We start from the raw sequence: 16,902 nt of genomic DNA on the forward strand, positions 1-16,902 counted from the left end.
CGGAGCTACCCGGACAGTGCTCATGATCCGCCGGCAGTGCGCACGAAGCCGCGGACCCGCGTCCCGGGGGGTGTCAGGCCAGGCTGTCCCGCCAGGCCCGGTGCAGATCGGCGAAGCGGCCCGTGCCCGCGATCAGGTCGGCGGGGGCGCCGTCCTCCACGACGCGACCGTGCTCCATCACCAGGACCCGGTCCGCGATCTCGACCGTGGACAGCCGGTGCGCGATCACCACCGCCGTCCGGCCCCCCAGGACCGTGTGCATGGCGCGCTGCACCGCGCGCTCGCCCGGGACGTCGAGGGAGCTGGTCGCCTCGTCGAGGATCAGCACCGCCGGGTCGGCAAGCAACGCCCGTGCGAACGCGACCAGTTGGCGCTGTCCGGCGGAGATGCGGCCACCCCGCTTGCGTACGTCCGTGTCGTACCCCTGCGGCAGGTCCGCGATGAAGTCGTGCGCGCCGATCGCCTTCGCGGCCTGCTCGATCTCCTCGCGGGAGGCGTCCGGGCGGCCGATGGCGATGTTCTCGGCGACCGTGCCGGAGAACAGGAACGCCTCCTGGGTGACCATGACCACCCCGCGCCGCAGCTCGCGCACGGACAGCTCGCGCAGGTCCGTGCCGTCGAGCAGGACGCGGCCGGTGGTCGGGTCGTAGAAGCGGGCCAGGAGTTTGGCGAGGGTGGACTTGCCCGCGCCCGTCGAGCCGACCACCGCCACGGTCTGGCCGGCGGGGATGGCGAGATCGAACCGGGGCAGCACTTCGCCGCCGGTGCGGTAGGAGAAGCCGACCCCCTCGAAGTCGACGCGCCGGCCCGGCAGATGGCTCGCCCGCTCCGGCAGGGCCGCCGGCCGCACCGGCTCGGGGACGGACGGCACCTGGGAGAGCAGGCCGGCCACCTTCGCCAGGGAGGCGGCGGCCGACTCGTAGGAGTTGAGGAACATGCCGAGCCGGTCGATGGGGTCGTACAGACGACGCAGGTACAGGACCGCCGCCGCCAGCACACCCAGGGCGAGGGTGCCGTCCGCGACCCTCGTCGCACCCCACAGCACCATCGCCGCGACCGCGGTGTTGGCGACGAGTCGTGAGCCCACCACATAGCGCGCCATCTCGAGCAGCGCGTCACCGTTGCTGCGTTCGTGCCGCCGGTTCAGCTCCTGGAACTCGGCGTCGTTGGCCCGCTCGCGCCGGAAGGCCCGCACCGGACGGATGCCGTTCAGGGTCTCCGCGAACTTGACGATCACGGCGGCCATCGCCGTGGACCGGACCCCGTAGATCTCCCCGGCCCGGCGCCGGTAGCCACGGATCAGGAAGTGCAGCGGCAGATAGGAGGCGACGGCGAGCGCGCCGATGCCCCAGTCGAGCCAGAGCAGCATCGCGCAGATGTAGACCGAGGAGAGGACCACCCCGATCAGCTCCTGAAGCCCCTCGCTGAGCAGTTCCCGCAGCGATTCGACGTCCGTGGTGGAGCGCGAGATCAGCCGGCCCGATGTGTAGCGCTCATGGAAGTCCACGCTCAGCGCCTGCGCGTGCCGGAAGATGCGCCCCCGCAGGTCGAGCAGCACGTCCTGGTTGACGCCGGCGGAGATCCGGATGAAGGCGTACTGGAAGAACCCCGAGGCCAGCGCGCACAGCAGATAGCCGGCGCCCACGCCGACGAGCGGGCCGTAGTCGTGCGCGCGCAATGCCGGTACGCCCCGGTCGATGGCGTACGCCACGAGCAGCGGGCCCGCCTGGGCCGCCGCCTGCTGCACCACGAGCGTCAGCGTCGCGAGCACCACGCGCCGGCGCAGCGGCGCCAGCAGGGACCGCAGCAGCGCGCCGGTCGCGCCGGGCGGCGCGGGCAGCTCGTCCCGGTCGAACGGGTCGGTGCCCGCGCCCGGTTCGGCCACCGCCTCGTCGCCGGTGGCCACCTCCTTGCCGACCGTCGTGGTCATCGGGTGTCCTCCGGCTCGTCGTGGTGGTGGTCGTCCGCGCCCGACATCAGCCAGGCGTATTCGGCGTTGTCGCGCAGCAGTTCCTGGTGGGTTCCGACGGCGGCGACGCGTCCGCGCGAAAGGAGCGCCACCCGGTCGGCCAGCATCACCGTCGAGGGGCGGTGGGCGACGACCAGCGCGGTGGTGTCCTGGAGCACGCGGCGCAGCGCGGCCTCGACCAGGGCCTCGGTGTGGACGTCGAGCGCGGAGAGCGGGTCGTCCAGGATCAGGAACCTGGGCCGCCCCACGACCGCCCGCGCCAGCGCGAGCCGCTGGCGCTGACCGCCCGACAGGCTCAGCCCCTGCTCGCCGACCTGGGTGTCGAGGCCCTGCGGCAGCCGCCGTACGAACTGGGCCTGCGCGATGTCGATGGCCCGCTCCACATCGGGTGAACTCCCGCCGCCCATCGCCACATTGGCGCCGACGGACGCCGAGAACAGGGTGGGTTCCTCGAACGCCACGGAGACGAGCCCCCGCAGCCGCTCACGTGGCATCTTGGCGATGTCCTGCCCGTCGAGCGTGATCCGGCCGCCGCAGACCTCGTAGAGCCGGGGCACGAGCGCGGTGAGCGTGGTCTTGCCCGATCCGGTCCCCCCGACCAGCGCCATGGTCTCGCCGGGCCGTATGTGCAGATCGACCCCGTCGAGCACGGGCACGCTGTCCGCCGGCGCGTCGGGATACGAGAACACCACCCCTTCGAACCGGACCCCGTCCGATGCCGCTCCCGTGCCGCCCGGCCCCGACGCGGCTCCCAGCGGGGCTTCCTGCGGGGCTCCTTCAGCCGCTCCCTCGGATTCCTCCGCTTCCTCGGCCTCCTCCCCGTCCTCGTCCATCGCCTCGAAGAACCGCGTCGTCGCCGTCGCCGCCTCCTGGCTCATCGCCAGCAGGAAGCCGATCGACTCCACCGGCCAGCGCAGGGCCAGCGCAGTGGACAGGAACGCCACCAGCGTGCCCGCCGAAAGCTCCCCGTCCGCCACCCGCACCGTGCCCAGCACCAGCGCCGCTGCGATGGCCAGTTCGGGGATCGCGGTGATCAGGCCCCAGATCCCGGCCAGCAGCCGCGCCTTGGCGAGCTCGGTGCCGCGCAGCCGCCGGGCGAGTTCGCCGAAGGCCACGGCCTGGGCGCGGTGCCGGCCGAACCCCTTGATGATCCGGATGCCGAGCACGCTCTCCTCGACCACCGTCGTCACGTCGCCCACCTGGTCCTGCGCCTGCCGGGCGACCAGGGCGTACCGCGTCTCGAAGAGCGAGCAGACGACCACCAGCGGGACGACTGGGACCAGCAGCACCAGGCCGAGGGTCCAGTCCTGGGAGATGAGGATCGCGAACCCGGCCAGGATCGTGACTCCGTTGACGATCAGGAACGTCAGCGGGAAGGCCAGGAACATCCGCAGCAGCATGAGGTCCGTGGTGCCGCGCGACAGGAGCTGGCCCGAGGACCAGCGGTCGTGGAAGGAGACCGGCAGGCGCTGCACGCGCCGGTACAGATCGGCCCGCATGTCCGCCTCGACCCCCGCGAGCGGCCGCGCGACCAGCCAGCGCCGCAAGCCGAACAGAAGCGCCTCGGCGAGCCCGAGCAGCAGCAGATACAGCGCGCCGAGCCACACGCCGCCGGGGTCGCGCTCCGCGACCGGCCCGTCGACGATCCATTTCAGGACGAGCGGGATCACCAGGCCGAGGCAGGAGGCGACGACGGCGATGAAGGCCGCGCAGAACCAGCGCGTTCGCACAGGTCGCACGTACGGCCAGAGCCTCAGGAGCGAGCGCGTGGCCGACTGGTCTTGGGTGGCTGCGTGTGTTTCGGACATCAGGGGTGAGCCTACGGACGGGCACGGACAGTGCCCACCGAGTTTCGGACGGGTGCCGCTGGTCCGCTGGTCCTAGGACCGACGCCGCTGGTCCGCCGGCCCTGGGACGGGTGCCGCTGGTCCGGTCCTGGGACCGGGGGCCGCGCCGGGGTCGTAGCGCCCGTCAACCGATCGGTTGATCGCGGGTCGAGCGCGATGGCCGATGCGGCGGGCCCCGGCCGACCGGGATTCTCAAGGCATGGCAATCATCGAAGTCAACGAGCTGCGCAAGGCGTACGGCCGCAGGGCCGCGGTCGACGGCGTCAGCTTCACCGTCGAGGAGGGCGAGATCTTCGGGATCCTCGGCCCCAACGGTGCCGGCAAGACGACCACCGTCGAGTGCGTCGAGGGGCTGCGCGTCCCGGACGCCGGGGCGGTCGAGGTGGCCGGGTACGACCCGGTCGCCGACCACGACGAGGTGACCCAAGTCCTCGGCGCCCAGCTCCAGGAGAGCGAGCTCCAGCCCAAGCTCACCGTGCGCGAGGCGCTGGAGCTGTACGCCGCCTTCTATCCCCGCCCGGCCGACTGGCGCCCGCTCGCCGAACGGCTTGGGCTCACCGAGAAGTTGTCCACCCGCTTCGCCAAGCTGTCGGGCGGCCAGAAGCAGCGCCTGTCCATCGCGCTCGCCCTGATCGGCAACCCGCGCGTGGTGGTGCTCGACGAGCTGACCACCGGGCTCGACCCCCGGGCCCGGCGCGACACCTGGGAGCTGATCGAGGACGTACGGCGCGGCGGGGTCACCGTCCTGCTCGTGACCCACTTCATGGAGGAGGCCCAGCGGCTGTGCGACCGGGTCGCCGTCATCGACCAGGGGCGGATCGCCGCGCTTGACACGCCCTCGGGTCTGATCCGGCGCGCGGCCGGCTCCACCATCATCTCCTTCACGCCCTCCGCGCCCCTGGACGACCTCGCGCTCCCCGCGCTGCCGGGGGCCGCCGCCGTGGAGGAGAAGCACGGCCGGGTGACCATCCACGGCACCGACGACACCGTCAACGCCGTGATCACCCTGCTCGCCCGGCACCACATCACCGCCCACCAACTGCGTGTGTCCGAGGCCACCCTCGACGACGCGTTCCTCGACCTGACGGAGGCCTCGGCATGACCAGCAGCACCCTCACCCCGCCGCGCCCCGCCCGCCCGGCCGCCGCGGCCGTGCTGCGGACCGAGGCCACGCTCTTCAGGCGCGAGCCCGCCGGCCTCTTCTGGATCATGGTCTTCCCGACCGTCCTGCTGGTGGTCCTCGGCTCGATCCCGGGCTTCCGCGACCCCGACAAGGCGCTCGGCGGCATCCGCTTCGTCGACGCCTACGTACCCGTCGCCGTCCTCCTGTCCATGATCATGGCCGGGCTCCAGGCGATGCCGCCGGTCATCACCGGCTACCGCGAACGCGGCATCCTGCGCCGGATGTCGGCCACCCCCGTACGTCCCTCCGCCGTGCTCGGCGCGCAGGTGGGGCTGCACGGCGCGGCCGCCCTGGTCTCCGCCGTCCTGTCCCTCACGGTCGGCAGGCTCGCCTTCGACGTGGCACTGCCCCGCCAGCTCTTCGGGTACGCCCTCGCGCTGCTGCTCGCCGTCCTGAGCGCGCTCGCCCTCGGCGCCCTCGTCGCCGCGCTCTCGCGTACCTCCAAGATCGCCAACGCGGTCGGCTCCGCGGTGTTCTTCCCGATGATGTTCAGCGCGGGCGTCTGGCTGCCCGTCCAGGCCATGCCCGACACCCTGGGCCGGATCGTGGAACTGCTGCCCTTCGGCGCCGCCGCCCAGGCGCTGACCGAGGCCGCGGCCGGCACCTGGCCCGGCTGGGACCACCTCGGCATCCTGGCCCTGTGGCCCGTACTGCTCTCGGTGGCCGCGACCCGCTGGTTCCGGTGGCAGTGACGGCGGCGCCCGGATGGGGCGAGACGGTGGCCGGGCGCGCCGTGGACGAGACTGGGGCCATGAACGACGGGGCGAGCACGGCGAAGCGGGACATGGTGGAGGAACGCTGGGAGACGTTCCACCGCTGGGGCCCCTATGGACTCCTGTTCATCGGTTGCCTCGCCGCCGCAGCCACCGCCGACCTGCTGATGAGCCCCGCCACCCGCTGGGCCGCCGTCGCCCTGGCCGGCGGCGCCCTGCTGCTCCAGACCGGCTGGGACCGGCTGCGCCGGACGCGGCCGGGGCCGAGCGCCGCGGGCGCCGTCTACTACTTCCTGCGCTGGGCCTTCGCCTTCGCCCTCACCTGGCTCAACCCGTTCTTCGCCTTCTACGCCGTGTGCGGCTACTTCGGAGCGCAGGCGCTGCTGCCCCGCCGCCTGGTGCGGATCGGCCTGTTCGCGACCGCCGTCATCATGGCCGGCTCGCAGTCCGGTGGGCTGCCACCCAAGGGGACCATGGGGTGGGTGGTGTTCGGCGCGGTGCTCGTCATCAACTGCGTCCTGCTCACCGTGTTCAGCCACCTCGCCGCCCAGGAGGACGAGCGGGCCCGCGTGCAGGGCGAGACCATCGCCGAGCTGGAGACCACCAACGCCCGCCTCCAGCAGGCCCTCGACGAGAACGCCGCCCTGCACGCCCAACTCCTGCTCCAGGCAAGGGAGGCGGGCGTCGCCGACGAACGCCGCAGGCTCGCCGCCGAGATCCACGACACCATCGCCCAGGGCCTGGCCGGCATCATCGCCCAGCTCCAGGTGGTCGCGGGCGCCACCGACCCCGCCCTCGTGCGCGACCACCTCGCCAGCGCCCAGTCACTGGCCCGGCACAGTCTGGGCGAGGCCCGCCGCTCGGTGCAGAACCTCAGCCCCCTCGACCTCGAACACGACGCCCTGCACGAGGCGCTGAAGAAGACCGTCGCCGACTGGGGCGCCCGGCACGCAGCGCGCGCCGACTTCACCGTGACCGGCACCGCCGTCCAGCTCCACGACGAGATCGAGGCCACCTTGCTGCGCATCGCCCAGGAGGCCCTGGCCAACGCGAGCCGTCACGCCCACGCCTCCCGCGTCGGCGTCACCCTCTCCTTCATGGGCGAGGAGGTCTCCCTCGACATCCGCGACGACGGCCAGGGCTTCGACCCGCTCGGCCTGCCGGCCCGTTCCGGCGCCGGCGGTTTCGGCCTCGACGGCATGCGGGCCCGCGCCGAACGCATCGCGGGCGCCCTCACCGTGGAATCCGAGCCCGGCCATGGCACCGCCGTCTCGGCCCGCGTACCGTTGGTCCCCCATGACCACTGACGCCACCATCACCCTCCTGATCTGCGACGACCATCCCGTGGTGCGGGACGGTCTGCGCGGCATGTTCGCCTCGGCCGACGGCTTCGACGTCCTGGGCGAGGCATCCGACGGCGTCCAGGGCGTCGACCTCGCGCAGGAACTCGACCCGGACGTCGTCCTGATGGATCTGCGGATGCCCGGCGGCGGGGGAGTGGCCGCGATCGCCGAGCTCGCCCGGCGCGGTCTTCGCTCCAAGGTCCTCGTCCTGACCACGTACGACACCGACTCCGACACGCTGCCCGCGATCGAGGCGGGCGCCACCGGGTATCTGCTCAAGGACGCCCCCCGCGAGGAGCTGTTCACCGCGGTGCGGGCCGCCGCCGAGGGACGCACCGTGCTCTCGCCCGCCGTCGCCTCCCGGCTGGTCACGGCGGTGCGCACGCCCTCGGTCCCGGTCGGCGAACCGCTCTCGGCCCGTGAGCGCGAAGTGCTCCAGCTGGTCGCAAGGGGCACCTCGAACCGGGAGATCGCCCGGGCCCTGTTCATCAGCGAGGCCACCGTGAAGACCCATCTGACCCACATCTACGGCAAGTTGGGCGTCAAGGACCGGGCCGCGGCGGTCGCGGTGGCGTACGACCGCAAGATCCTCGGCTAGGCCCTGCCCCAGCCCCAGCGCCCGGGATCTACTCCACCACTTTGAGGACAAGGAGCGACCGGGCCGGCAGCGTCACCGTCCGGCCGCCCCGGTGCACCTGTCCGGGCGCCCGGTCCTGCTGCTCCAGCGAGGTGTCCACCACCAGCTCGTAGGAGCCGGCCCAGGGCGGGCCCGGCAGCACGCACTCGCGCGGGCCATCCCCGGAGTGCAGCAGGATCAGGAAGCTGTCGTCGACCACCGGGGCGCCCCTGGCGTCGCGCCCGGGGATGTCACGGCCGGACAGGTACAGGCCGATGGTGGCGGCCGGCGCGTACCAGTCCCGCTCCGTCATCTCCTCGCCGAGCGGGGTGAACCAGGCCAGGTCCCGCAGCCCGTCGGCGCCCTGCGAGCGCCCCGAGAAGAAGGCGCGGCGGCGCAGGACGGGGTGGCGGTGGCGCAACTCCACCAGCCGCGTGGTCAGTTCGAGCAGCGCGCGGGGGCCGGGCTCGTCCAGGAGCGACCAGTCGACCCAGCTCACCTCGTTGTCCTGGCAGTAGGCGTTGTTGTTGCCGCCCTGGGTGCGGCCCATCTCGTCGCCCGCGACCAGCATGGGCACGCCCGTGGAGACCAGCAGCGTGGTGAGGAGGTTGCGCAGCTGGCGGCGGCGGAGCGCGGTGACATCGGGGTCGTCGCTCTCGCCCTCCGCTCCGCAGTTCCAGGCCCGGTTGTCGTGGGTGCCGTCCCGGTTGCCCTCGCCGTTGGCCTCGTTGTGCTTGCGTTCGTAGGTGACGAGGTCGCGCAGGGTGAAACCGTCGTGCGCGGTGATGAAGTTGATCGACGCGTACGGGCGCCGGCCGCCCCAGGCGTACAGGTCGCTGGAGCCCGAGAGCCGGTAGCCGAGGTCGCGCACATCGGGCAGGGCGCCGCGCCAGAAGTCGCGTACGGCATCCCGGTAGCGGTCGTTCCACTCCGTCCACAGCGGTGGGAAGGAGCCCACCTGGTAGCCGCCGTTGCCCACGTCCCACGGCTCGGCGATCAGTTTGACCCGGCGCAGGACCGGGTCCTGGGCGATCACGGCGAGGAAGGGGGAGAGCATGTCGACGTCGTGCATCGAGCGGGCGAGCGCGGCCGCCAGATCGAAGCGGAAACCGTCGACGCCCATCTCGGTCACCCAGTAGCGCAGCGAGTCCGTGATCAGCCGCAGCACCTGGGGCTGGACCACGTGCAGGGTGTTGCCGCAGCCCGTGTAGTCGGCGTAGCGGCGGGCGTCGGCCTGGAGGCGGTAGTAGCCGCGGTTGTCGATGCCGCGCAGCGACAAAGTGGGCCCCAGCTCGCCGGCCTCGGCGGTGTGGTTGTAGACCACGTCGAGAATGACCTCGATGCCGGCGGCGTGCAGCGCCCGCACCATCCGCTTGAACTCGCCGACCTGCTGCCCCGTGCTCCCGCTCGCCGAGTACGCGGCGTGCGGGGCGAAGTATCCGATGGAGTTGTAGCCCCAGTAGTTGCGCAGCCCCCGCCGCAGCAGATGGTCCTCGTGGGCGAACTGGTGCACCGGAAGCAGTTCCACCGCCGTCACGCCGAGCCGCACCAGGTGCTCGACGGCGGCCGGATGGGCCAGGCCCGCGTAGGTGCCGCGCAGATGCTCGGGGACGCCCGGGTGGAGCCGGGTGAAGCCGCGCACGTGCAGCTCGTAGATGACGGAGTCGGACCAGGGCGTCTTGGGCCGGTGGTCGTCGGCCCAGTCGTCGTCGTCCTGCACGACCACGCCCTTGGGGACGTGCGGCGCCGAGTCGCGGTCGTCGCGCACGGTGTCGGCGACGTGCTGCTGCGGCCAGTCGCGCACGTGCCCGTACACCTCGGGCGGCAGCGTGAAGTCTCCGTCCACGGCTCGCGCGTACGGGTCCAGGAGCAGCTTCGCCGGATTCCAGCGGGCGCCCGTCCACGGGTCCCAGCGCCCGTGCACCCGAAATCCGTAGCGCCGGCCGGGCTGGACGCCCGGCACGAACCCGTGCCAGATCTCGTGGGTCAGCTCGGTGAGCGCGAGCCGGATCTCGGTGCCCGCCGCGTCGAACAGGCATACCTCGACCGCTTCCGCGCCCCCCGCCCACAGCGCGAAGTTGGTGCCCGCCACCCCGTCAGGGCCGACCCGGTAGCGGGCGCCGAGCGGGGTGGGCGCGCCCGGCCACACAGGGGGGCGCAGGGCCCCCGGTTCACCCCGGTGGCCGTTCACCCTCCGGCGCACCTCCACGCCGGGCGCGCCCTTGAGATCGGGCACCCCCTCGGGGCCACCCCGCACTGCCTCCTGCTCGGCTGCGCTCGACACCTGACGGCCTCCCGCGGCTTGGCACAGGGCAGCCGCGGCGTCCCGGCCGCGGCTCCCCGTGCGTGTCCCTGCACCTGTTCTTCCCGCAACAGCCCTCGTACTCACGTTTCCCTGGGCGGGGCGCGGTCGTTGGGCCGGTCGTGACAGACGTACTGAAGCGGGCAGGGGCGGGCACGGCCGCCGCCCTGGCATGGGCAGGACTGACGGCGGTCCTGGTGGCCGCGCTGACCGGGTGCTCGGGGGGCGCCCTGGACATCGGTGACATCGGCGGCAAGCCGTTGACACCCCGGGAGGCGATCCTGGTGACCCCGGACGACGGCGCCAAGGGCGTCGCGGCGGACCAGAAGGTGCGGGTGCGGGTGCCGAGCGGGCGCCTGGAGCGGGTCAAGGTGATGAAGACGGAGGACGCGCAGCCCGAGGAGGTGCCCGGGAAGATCTCCGAGGACGGGCTGACGTGGACGCCGACGGCGGGGGCGCTCCAGCTGGCCGCGCTGTACACGGTGGACTCCGTGGCGCTCGACGGGCACGGCCACCGCCAGGCCCGCCACACCACCTTCACCACGTTCGTGCCGGAGCACCGGTTCATCGGTTACTTCAAACCCGAGAACCGCTCCACGGTGGGCGTCGGCATGATCGTCTCCTTCAACTTCAACCAGGCGATCAAGGACAGGGCGGCCGTCGAGCGGGCCATCAGGATCACCTCGCAGCCGCCGGTGGAGGTGCGGGGCCACTGGTTCGGCAAGGACCGGCTCGACTTCCGGCCCGCGCGGTACTGGGCGCCCGGCACCAAGGTCACCGTCGACCTGCGCCTGCGCGACGTCCTGGCGGCCCCCGGGGTGTACGGCATCCAGGACAAGACGATCGGCTTCACCGTGGGCCGCGACCAGCAGTCCCTGGTGGACGCGGAGGCGCACACCATGGAGGTGCGGCGCGGCGGCGAGCTCGTGTCCACGCTGCCCATCTCCGCGGGGTCGCCGAAGAACACCACGTACAACGGCAAGATGGTGGTCAGCGAGATGTACGACGTGACGCGGATGAACAGTCAAACCGTCGGCTTCGGCGGCGAGTACGACATCCCCGACGTTCCGCACGCCATCCGGCTGACCAACACCGGCACCTTCCTGCACGGCAACTACTGGGCTCCCTCCAGCACGTTCGGCAACACCAACACCAGCCACGGCTGTGTGGGGCTGCGCGATGTGAAGGGCGGCAGCTCGGACACCCCGGCGGGCTGGTTCTTCGACCGGACCCTCATCGGCGATGTCGTCGAGGTGGTCAATTCCCATGACCGCCAGGTCGCTCCGGACAACGGGCTCGGTGGCTGGAACATGGACTGGGCGAAGTGGAAGGCGGGCTCCGCGCTCTCCTGAATCGCGTCCGCGCGTCCATCGCCCCCACGGCACACGGCCCCCGACCGTTCTCGGTCCCTCAAACCGTTCCCGGTTAAGCAACCGGGAACGGTTTCTGTGTTTCACCTGAGGGTTCCAGGAAGATTTGGGACTGAACGGTGACATGGGAAGGGAGATCGGGCCGCATCCGGTGTGATTATCTAGCGCCGTGTGCGCGCGAGGACGCGTACGGGGGTGAGTGAGTGCGGCGGTGGCGAGGCCACGCCGCGCGAGGGGAGAACAGTCTTGAACGGGCAGCCTATTTCGGGGGCATCGGCCGGATCCGGTCGGCGCGGGCGCCGGGGCAGCGCACTGCTGGCCCTCATCTTCGGGGCGATGCTGCTGCTCGTCACCGCCTGCGGCGGCGGTGGCGGCGGCTCCAAGTCCAAGGCGGGCAGCGCGGGCGCCGGCGAGGACACCAAGGCCTCGGAGGCCGTGGTCACCATCGCCCCGGCCGACAACGCCAAGGACGTGGCCACCAACGGCGCGCTGAAGATATCCGCCGACAAGGGAAAGCTGACCGCCGTCGCGGTGGCCGACAGCAAGGGCAACGCGGTCGCAGGGAAGATATCCCCCGACGGCGTCGGCTGGGTTCCCGACCAGCACCTCGCCTCCGCCACGCAGTACAAGGTCCACGCGGTCGCCAAGGACGCCAAGGGCCGTGAGTCCGCCAAGGACACCACCTTCACCACGCTCGTCCCGAAGAACACCTTCATCGGGCAGTACGTGCCCGAGGACGGCTCCACCGTCGGCGTCGGCATGCCGGTCTCGCTCAACTTCAGCCGGGGCATCACCAACCCGGAGGCCGTCGAGAAGGCGATCACCGTGACGGCCGAGCCCTCCGTACCGGTTCAGGGCCACTGGTTCGGCAACGACCGTCTGGACTTCCGCCCCGAGAACTATTGGGCGCCCGGCACCAAGGTCACCGTCAAGATGAACCTGGACGGCGTCGAGGGCCGGCCCGGGGTCTACGGCAAGCAGACCCGCACGATCCACTTCACCATCGGCCGCTCCCAGGTTTCCACGGTCGACGCGAGCGCCCACACGATGAAGGTCGAGCGCGACGGCAAGTCCCTCAAGACCATCCCGATCAGCGCGGGTTCCCCGCAGAACACCACGTACAACGGGCAGATGGTCATCAGCGAGAAGTTCGAGGTGACCCGGATGAACGGCGCCACCGTCGGCTTCGGCGGCGAGTACGACATCAAGGACGTGCCGCACGCGATGCGCCTGTCCGGCTCGGGCACGTTCATCCACGGCAACTACTGGGGCGACCCCTCGGTCTTCGGCTCGGCCAACACCAGCCACGGCTGCGTCGGTCTGCGGGACGCGCGCGGCGCGGGCGACCCGTCCACCCCGGCGGCCTGGTTCTACAACAACTCCCTCATCGGCGACGTGGTCGTCGTGAAGAACTCCAAGGACAAGACCATCCAGCCCGACAACGGTCTCAACGGCTGGAACCTGTCGTGGTCGGAGTGGACCAAGTAGTCCGTCGACGCGCGGCGGCCCACGGGCCCGGGGCGTGCGGTGGCCGGGGGAGAACCCCGATCGCTCACGCGCCGGGCCCGCCGTCGTTAGTGACCGTTAACCTGCCTGCATGACTGTGAACCTCGAAGTTTCCGAAGGCGTCGGCACGATCCGCATCGACCGGCCCCCGATGAACGCCCTGGACGTCGCGACGCAGGACCGGCTGCGCGAGTTGGCCGAGGAGGCGGGCCGGCGCGAGGACGTGCGGGCCGTGGTCCTGTACGGCGGCGAGAAGCTGTTCGCGGCGGGAGCGGACATCAAGGAGATGCGGGCCATGGACCACGCGGCCATGGTCGCGCGCGGCGGCGCGCTCCAGGACGCCTTCACCGCCGTGGCGAACATCCCCAAGCCCGTCGTGGCGGCCGTCACCGGCTACGCGCTCGGCGGCGGCTGCGAGCTCGCGCTCTGCGCCGACATCCGTGTCGCTGGCGACAACGCCAAGCTGGGCCAGCCCGAGATCCTGCTCGGCCTCATCCCCGGCGCGGGCGGCACCCAGCGCCTGGCCCGCCTGGTGGGCCCCTCCAGGGCCAAGGACCTCATCTTCACCGGGCGGCAGGTCAAGGCGGACGAGGCGCTGGCCATCGGCCTGGTCGACCAGGTGGTGCCCGCCGCCGAGGTGTACGAGCGGGCGCACGCCTGGGCCGCGCGGCTCGCCAAGGGCCCGGCCATCGCGCTGCGCGCGGCCAAGGAGGCGATCGACGCCGGGCTCGAGACGGATCTGGGCACCGGGCTCGCCATCGAACGCACCTGGTTCGCGGCGCTGTTCGCCACCGAGGACCGCGAGCGGGGCATGCGCAGCTTCGTCGAGGACGGCCCGGGCAAGGCCAAGTTCCTCTGAACGCGGGGTAGTTGAGGCACGGCGTCAACGGACGCTGTACATGTGAGGGCGGGGTGTACACCCTGTGGGGGGATTAGCACAGCCTTAAGGCAACCTTAAGGAAAACCTCTGCGGAACGCTTCGTGATCATGCGAACGCGTCGCGTCATCGCAGGTCAACGGTGGGGCGCACGTCTCTCCGCTGCCTCTGTCATATGCCATGGCGCCCCTGCGGAACGTCACGTTCCGCAGGGGCGATTCCTTCGGAACGCCCCCGGAGTCCGCCCCGGGCCGCCATGATGGTGGCATGGCGGGGCTGGAGGGTGTGGAACAACCGGCGCAGCGCGTGAGCGCGACCGCGGCGCGATGGATGCCGTCCGCCGACGACGAACTGGCGCTCAAGGCGCTGGAGTTGTTCGGGAATCCGACGGAGGGCGAGGTGCGGCTGCCCTCGCGCCCCGAGTCCGCCGCGAGCGCCCGCCGGATCACCCAGTCCGTGGTGCTGCGCCAGTGGGCGCTGTCGCCCACGCTCGCCGAGCACGCGGTGCTCCTGGTCTCCGAGCTCGTCGGCAACGCGGTGCGCCACACCGGGGCCCGCGTCTTCGGTCTGCGCATGCTGCGCCGCCGGGGCTGGATCCGGATCGAGGTGCGCGATCCCTCGCGCGGGCTGCCCTGTCTGATGCCGGTGCGCGAACTCGACGTGAGCGGCCGGGGGCTGTTCCTCGTCGACAAGCTGTCCGACCGCTGGGGCGTGGATCTGCTGCCGCGCGGCAAGACCACCTGGTTCGAGATGCGGGTCGCCGACCGCTGACATCACGGAAAAGCCCCTGGCGGGACATCACAGAAGCCCCCTGGCGGCCGGATGGGGCACCTCGGGGGCTTCTGTGGGGCGCCGGCGATCTGAAGGGGGGTGTGATCACCGGCGCTGAAGACGACCTGGCCCGGGTCAATGGGGGTCGTGGCTCCGACTATGACAGATGGGCGGCCCATCATCAAAAGTCCACAATCGGACATAGCCCCACAAACCATCACAGTTTAGCTGTGAATCGTAGGTGAGCTACAGCACGCACCTTCTAAAGCATGAATAACTATCGACAGGGATGAGTGAATCATCGAGTGGCAGGGCTCGGGGCGGGGCCCGGTGGACGCGACCCGCAAAGGTCCTTAAATGGGTCAATCATTACGAACCGCACGTCGGCGCACTTAAATGTCCATGTGCTGAATCCATCACCCCGCGCGGTCGACCGCCGCGGCGCCCTGCGCGCCGGGGCGGGCGCGGCCATCGCGGGGGCGCTGACGGCAGGCTGTTCGCGGGAGGCGGAGGGCCGTCGGCCGTCCGGCTCCCCGACGCCGCCGTCCGCCTCCGCGGCGGCCGCCGCCCGCCCCCACGCGCCCCGCCCCGCGCCCGCCCCGCGCGCCTTCCCCGGGCAGCCGGTCCAGATCAGCAGCGGACCAAGGGGCCGGCCCCAGGTCGCGCTCACCTTCCACGGCCAGGGCGACCCGAAGATCGCCACCACCCTGCTCGGCGAGGCCGAGAAGGCCGGCGCCAAGGTCACTGTCCTGGCCGTCGGCACCTGGCTCGACGAGCAGCCCGCGATGGCCCGCCGCATCCTGGACGGCGGCCACGAACTGGGCAACCACACCCTGCACCACACCGACATCTCCGCCATGGACGAGGAGGAGGCGTACGCCGAGATCACCGGCTGCGCGGACCGGCTGCGCCGCCTCACCGGCTCCATCGGGACCTGGTTCCGGCCCTCCCGCACCCAGTACGCGACGCCGCTCGTCCAGAAGCTGGCCCGGCGGGCCGGGTACCCGCACGTGCTGTCGTACGACGTTGACTCGCTCGACTTCACCTCGCCCGGCGCCTCGGCCGTCACCCGCAACGTCACCGGGCAGATCCGCGACGGATCGGTGGTGAGCCTGCACTTCGGCTACGCGGACACGGTCGCCGCGCTTCCCGTCCTCCTCGCCGAACTGGAACGCCGCCGACTGCGCGCGGTCACGACCACGGAGCTGCTGATCTGATGCCGACCGTAACGAAGACGACCACCGCGCTGCTCTCGGCGGCCGCCCTGCTCGCGGCACTCGCCGGCTGCGGGTCGGGTTCCGGCCACAAGGACGAGGCGATGAGCACCAAGGCGGCCCCGCCGCCCGCCGTCGCCAAGAAGACCGTGCCGCAGGGCCTGCCCGGGATGCCGCCCGTCCTGGACCCCAAGGACGCCTACGCGGCGGACCGGCCGAACGCGCTCCAGCCCGCGGTCAAGAACTTCCTGCCCCGCGTGTACGTGCCCAACACCAACTCCAACACGGTCTCCGTGATCGACCCGGCCACCTACAAGGTCATCGAGACCATTCGCGTCGGCCACCAGCCGCAGCACGTCGTGCCGTCCTGGGACATGAAGACGCTGTGGGTCAACAACGACCTCGGCGACTCGCTGACCGCCATCGACCCGGCCACCGGCAAGACCGGACGCACGGTCCAGGTCTCCGACCCGTACAACCTCTACTTCACGCCCAACGGCAAGTACGCCGTCGTGATGGCCTCGATGGACCGCGAGCTGGTCTTCCGTGACCCGGTCACCATGAACCGCGTCAAGACCGTCCCGGTGAGCTGCGCGGGCGTCAACCACGCGGACTTCTCGATGGACGGCCGGTACTTCATCGTCTCCTGCGAGTTCTCCGGCGAACTGCTCAAGGTCGACACCGAACAGATGAAGATCGTGGGGCAGCAGAAGCTCCCCTTCGACGGGGCGATGCCGCAGGACGTGAAGATGTCCCCGGACGGCAAAACGTTCTACGTCGCCGACATGATGGCGCACGGCATGTGGGTCCTGGACGGCGACAAGTTCTCCAAGCCGACCCTGCTGCCGACCGGGAAGGGCTGCCACGGCCTCTACGTCAGCCGCGACTCCAAGGAGATGTACATCTCCAACCGGGGCGAGGGCACCATCTCCATCTTCGACTTCACCAAGAACAAACTGACCAAGAAGTGGGAACTGCCCGACGGCGGCAGCCCCGACATGGGCGGCGTCTCGGCCGACGGCAAGGTGCTGTGGCTCTCTGGGCGCTACAACGCCGAGGTGTACGCGATCGACACCGCCACCGGCAAGGAACTGGCCCGCATCCCGGTGGGCTCGGGCCCGCACGGGCTCGCCGTCTACCCCCAGCCCGGCCGGTACTCGCTCGGCCACACCGGCGTCTTCCGCTGAGCGC

Annotated in this window: 13 protein-coding genes; 10 read left to right on the top strand and 3 right to left on the bottom strand. The window is 71.4% G+C overall.

Annotated elements, in window-relative coordinates; genetic code table 11:
• Positions 1–73: 73 nt before the first annotated feature.
• On the bottom strand, positions 74–1,930 hold the full coding sequence (locus ABR738_RS28240; RefSeq protein ID WP_350232762.1) for an ABC transporter ATP-binding protein: 1,857 nt from the start codon (positions 1,928–1,930) through the stop codon (positions 74–76).
• Positions 1,927–3,777 (bottom strand): ABC transporter ATP-binding protein, encoded by a 1,851-nt coding sequence (locus tag ABR738_RS28245; protein WP_350232763.1) that lies wholly within the window; start codon positions 3,775–3,777, stop codon positions 1,927–1,929. The genes ABR738_RS28240 and ABR738_RS28245 overlap by 4 nt, the downstream gene beginning before the upstream one ends.
• A 238-nt stretch (positions 3,778–4,015) precedes the next feature.
• Between ABR738_RS28245 and ABR738_RS28250 the strand changes: the two genes are divergently transcribed.
• From ABR738_RS28250 to ABR738_RS28265, 4 genes are read left to right on the top strand one after another with little or no spacing between them, the layout of a single operon-like run.
• Positions 4,016–4,918 carry an ABC transporter ATP-binding protein gene (locus tag ABR738_RS28250; RefSeq protein ID WP_350232764.1) on the top strand — a complete coding sequence of 301 codons (903 nt, stop codon included), beginning with the start codon at positions 4,016–4,018 and terminating at the stop codon, positions 4,916–4,918.
• The gene (locus ABR738_RS28255) at positions 4,915–5,691 is read left to right on the top strand and encodes an ABC transporter permease (RefSeq protein ID WP_350232765.1); all 777 of its coding nucleotides are present in this window, start codon (positions 4,915–4,917) and stop codon (positions 5,689–5,691) included. Before ABR738_RS28250 ends, ABR738_RS28255 begins: the two co-directional genes overlap by 4 nt.
• 59 nt (positions 5,692–5,750) lie before the next feature.
• Complete coding sequence (locus ABR738_RS28260) at positions 5,751–7,019, top strand: sensor histidine kinase (RefSeq protein WP_502964247.1); 1,269 nt, start codon at positions 5,751–5,753, stop codon at positions 7,017–7,019.
• The gene (locus ABR738_RS28265) at positions 7,009–7,653 is read left to right on the top strand and encodes a response regulator (protein ID WP_350232766.1); all 645 of its coding nucleotides are present in this window, start codon (positions 7,009–7,011) and stop codon (positions 7,651–7,653) included. The genes ABR738_RS28260 and ABR738_RS28265 overlap by 11 nt, the downstream gene beginning before the upstream one ends.
• Before the next feature lie 28 nt (positions 7,654–7,681).
• On the opposite strand, the gene glgX is transcribed toward ABR738_RS28265, so the two are convergent.
• Positions 7,682–9,955, bottom strand: coding sequence for a glycogen debranching protein GlgX (glgX, locus tag ABR738_RS28270; protein ID WP_502964159.1), 2,274 nt, complete (start codon positions 9,953–9,955; stop codon positions 7,682–7,684).
• Between the two features lie 140 nt (positions 9,956–10,095).
• Between glgX and ABR738_RS28275 the strand changes: the two genes are divergently transcribed.
• The 6 genes from ABR738_RS28275 to ABR738_RS28300 all read left to right on the top strand — a co-directional run bounded on the left by ABR738_RS28275 (position 10,096) and on the right by ABR738_RS28300 (position 16,898).
• Entirely contained in the window at positions 10,096–11,325 is a 1,230-nt protein-coding gene (locus ABR738_RS28275; RefSeq protein ID WP_350232767.1) for a L,D-transpeptidase, read from the top strand.
• 264 nt (positions 11,326–11,589) lie between these two features.
• On the top strand, positions 11,590–12,831 hold the full coding sequence (locus ABR738_RS28280; protein WP_350232768.1) for a L,D-transpeptidase: 1,242 nt from the start codon (positions 11,590–11,592) through the stop codon (positions 12,829–12,831).
• Positions 12,832–12,940: 109 nt separating this feature from the next.
• Positions 12,941–13,708 (top strand): enoyl-CoA hydratase/isomerase family protein, encoded by a 768-nt coding sequence (locus ABR738_RS28285; protein WP_350232769.1) that lies wholly within the window; start codon positions 12,941–12,943, stop codon positions 13,706–13,708.
• Positions 13,709–13,993: 285 nt separating this feature from the next.
• Positions 13,994–14,497 carry an ATP-binding protein gene (locus ABR738_RS28290; protein WP_350232770.1) on the top strand — a complete coding sequence of 168 codons (504 nt, stop codon included), beginning with the start codon at positions 13,994–13,996 and terminating at the stop codon, positions 14,495–14,497.
• A gap of 407 nt (positions 14,498–14,904) precedes the next feature.
• Positions 14,905–15,714 carry a polysaccharide deacetylase family protein gene (locus ABR738_RS28295; protein ID WP_350234781.1) on the top strand — a complete coding sequence of 270 codons (810 nt, stop codon included), beginning with the start codon at positions 14,905–14,907 and terminating at the stop codon, positions 15,712–15,714.
• The gene (locus ABR738_RS28300) at positions 15,714–16,898 is read left to right on the top strand and encodes a YncE family protein (RefSeq protein WP_350232771.1); all 1,185 of its coding nucleotides are present in this window, start codon (positions 15,714–15,716) and stop codon (positions 16,896–16,898) included. Before ABR738_RS28295 ends, ABR738_RS28300 begins: the two co-directional genes overlap by 1 nt.
• Positions 16,899–16,902 lie beyond the last annotated feature (4 nt).

It is taken from the genome of Streptomyces sp. Edi4 (assembly GCF_040253615.1).
Taxonomy (GTDB): Bacteria; Actinomycetota; Actinomycetes; order Streptomycetales; family Streptomycetaceae; genus Streptomyces.

Coding starts and splice junctions, on each gene's coding strand:
- ABR738_RS28240 (WP_350232762.1), bottom strand. CDS start 1,930: ATGACCACGACGGTCGGCAAGGAGGTGGCCACCGGCGACGAGGCGGTG.
- ABR738_RS28245 (WP_350232763.1), bottom strand. CDS start 3,777: ATGTCCGAAACACACGCAGCCACCCAAGACCAGTCGGCCACGCGCTCG.
- ABR738_RS28250 (WP_350232764.1), top strand. CDS start 4,016: ATGGCAATCATCGAAGTCAACGAGCTGCGCAAGGCGTACGGCCGCAGG.
- ABR738_RS28255 (WP_350232765.1), top strand. CDS start 4,915: ATGACCAGCAGCACCCTCACCCCGCCGCGCCCCGCCCGCCCGGCCGCC.
- ABR738_RS28260 (WP_502964247.1), top strand. CDS start 5,751: ATGAACGACGGGGCGAGCACGGCGAAGCGGGACATGGTGGAGGAACGC.
- ABR738_RS28265 (WP_350232766.1), top strand. CDS start 7,009: ATGACCACTGACGCCACCATCACCCTCCTGATCTGCGACGACCATCCC.
- ABR738_RS28285 (WP_350232769.1), top strand. CDS start 12,941: ATGACTGTGAACCTCGAAGTTTCCGAAGGCGTCGGCACGATCCGCATC.
- ABR738_RS28290 (WP_350232770.1), top strand. CDS start 13,994: ATGGCGGGGCTGGAGGGTGTGGAACAACCGGCGCAGCGCGTGAGCGCG.
- ABR738_RS28300 (WP_350232771.1), top strand. CDS start 15,714: ATGCCGACCGTAACGAAGACGACCACCGCGCTGCTCTCGGCGGCCGCC.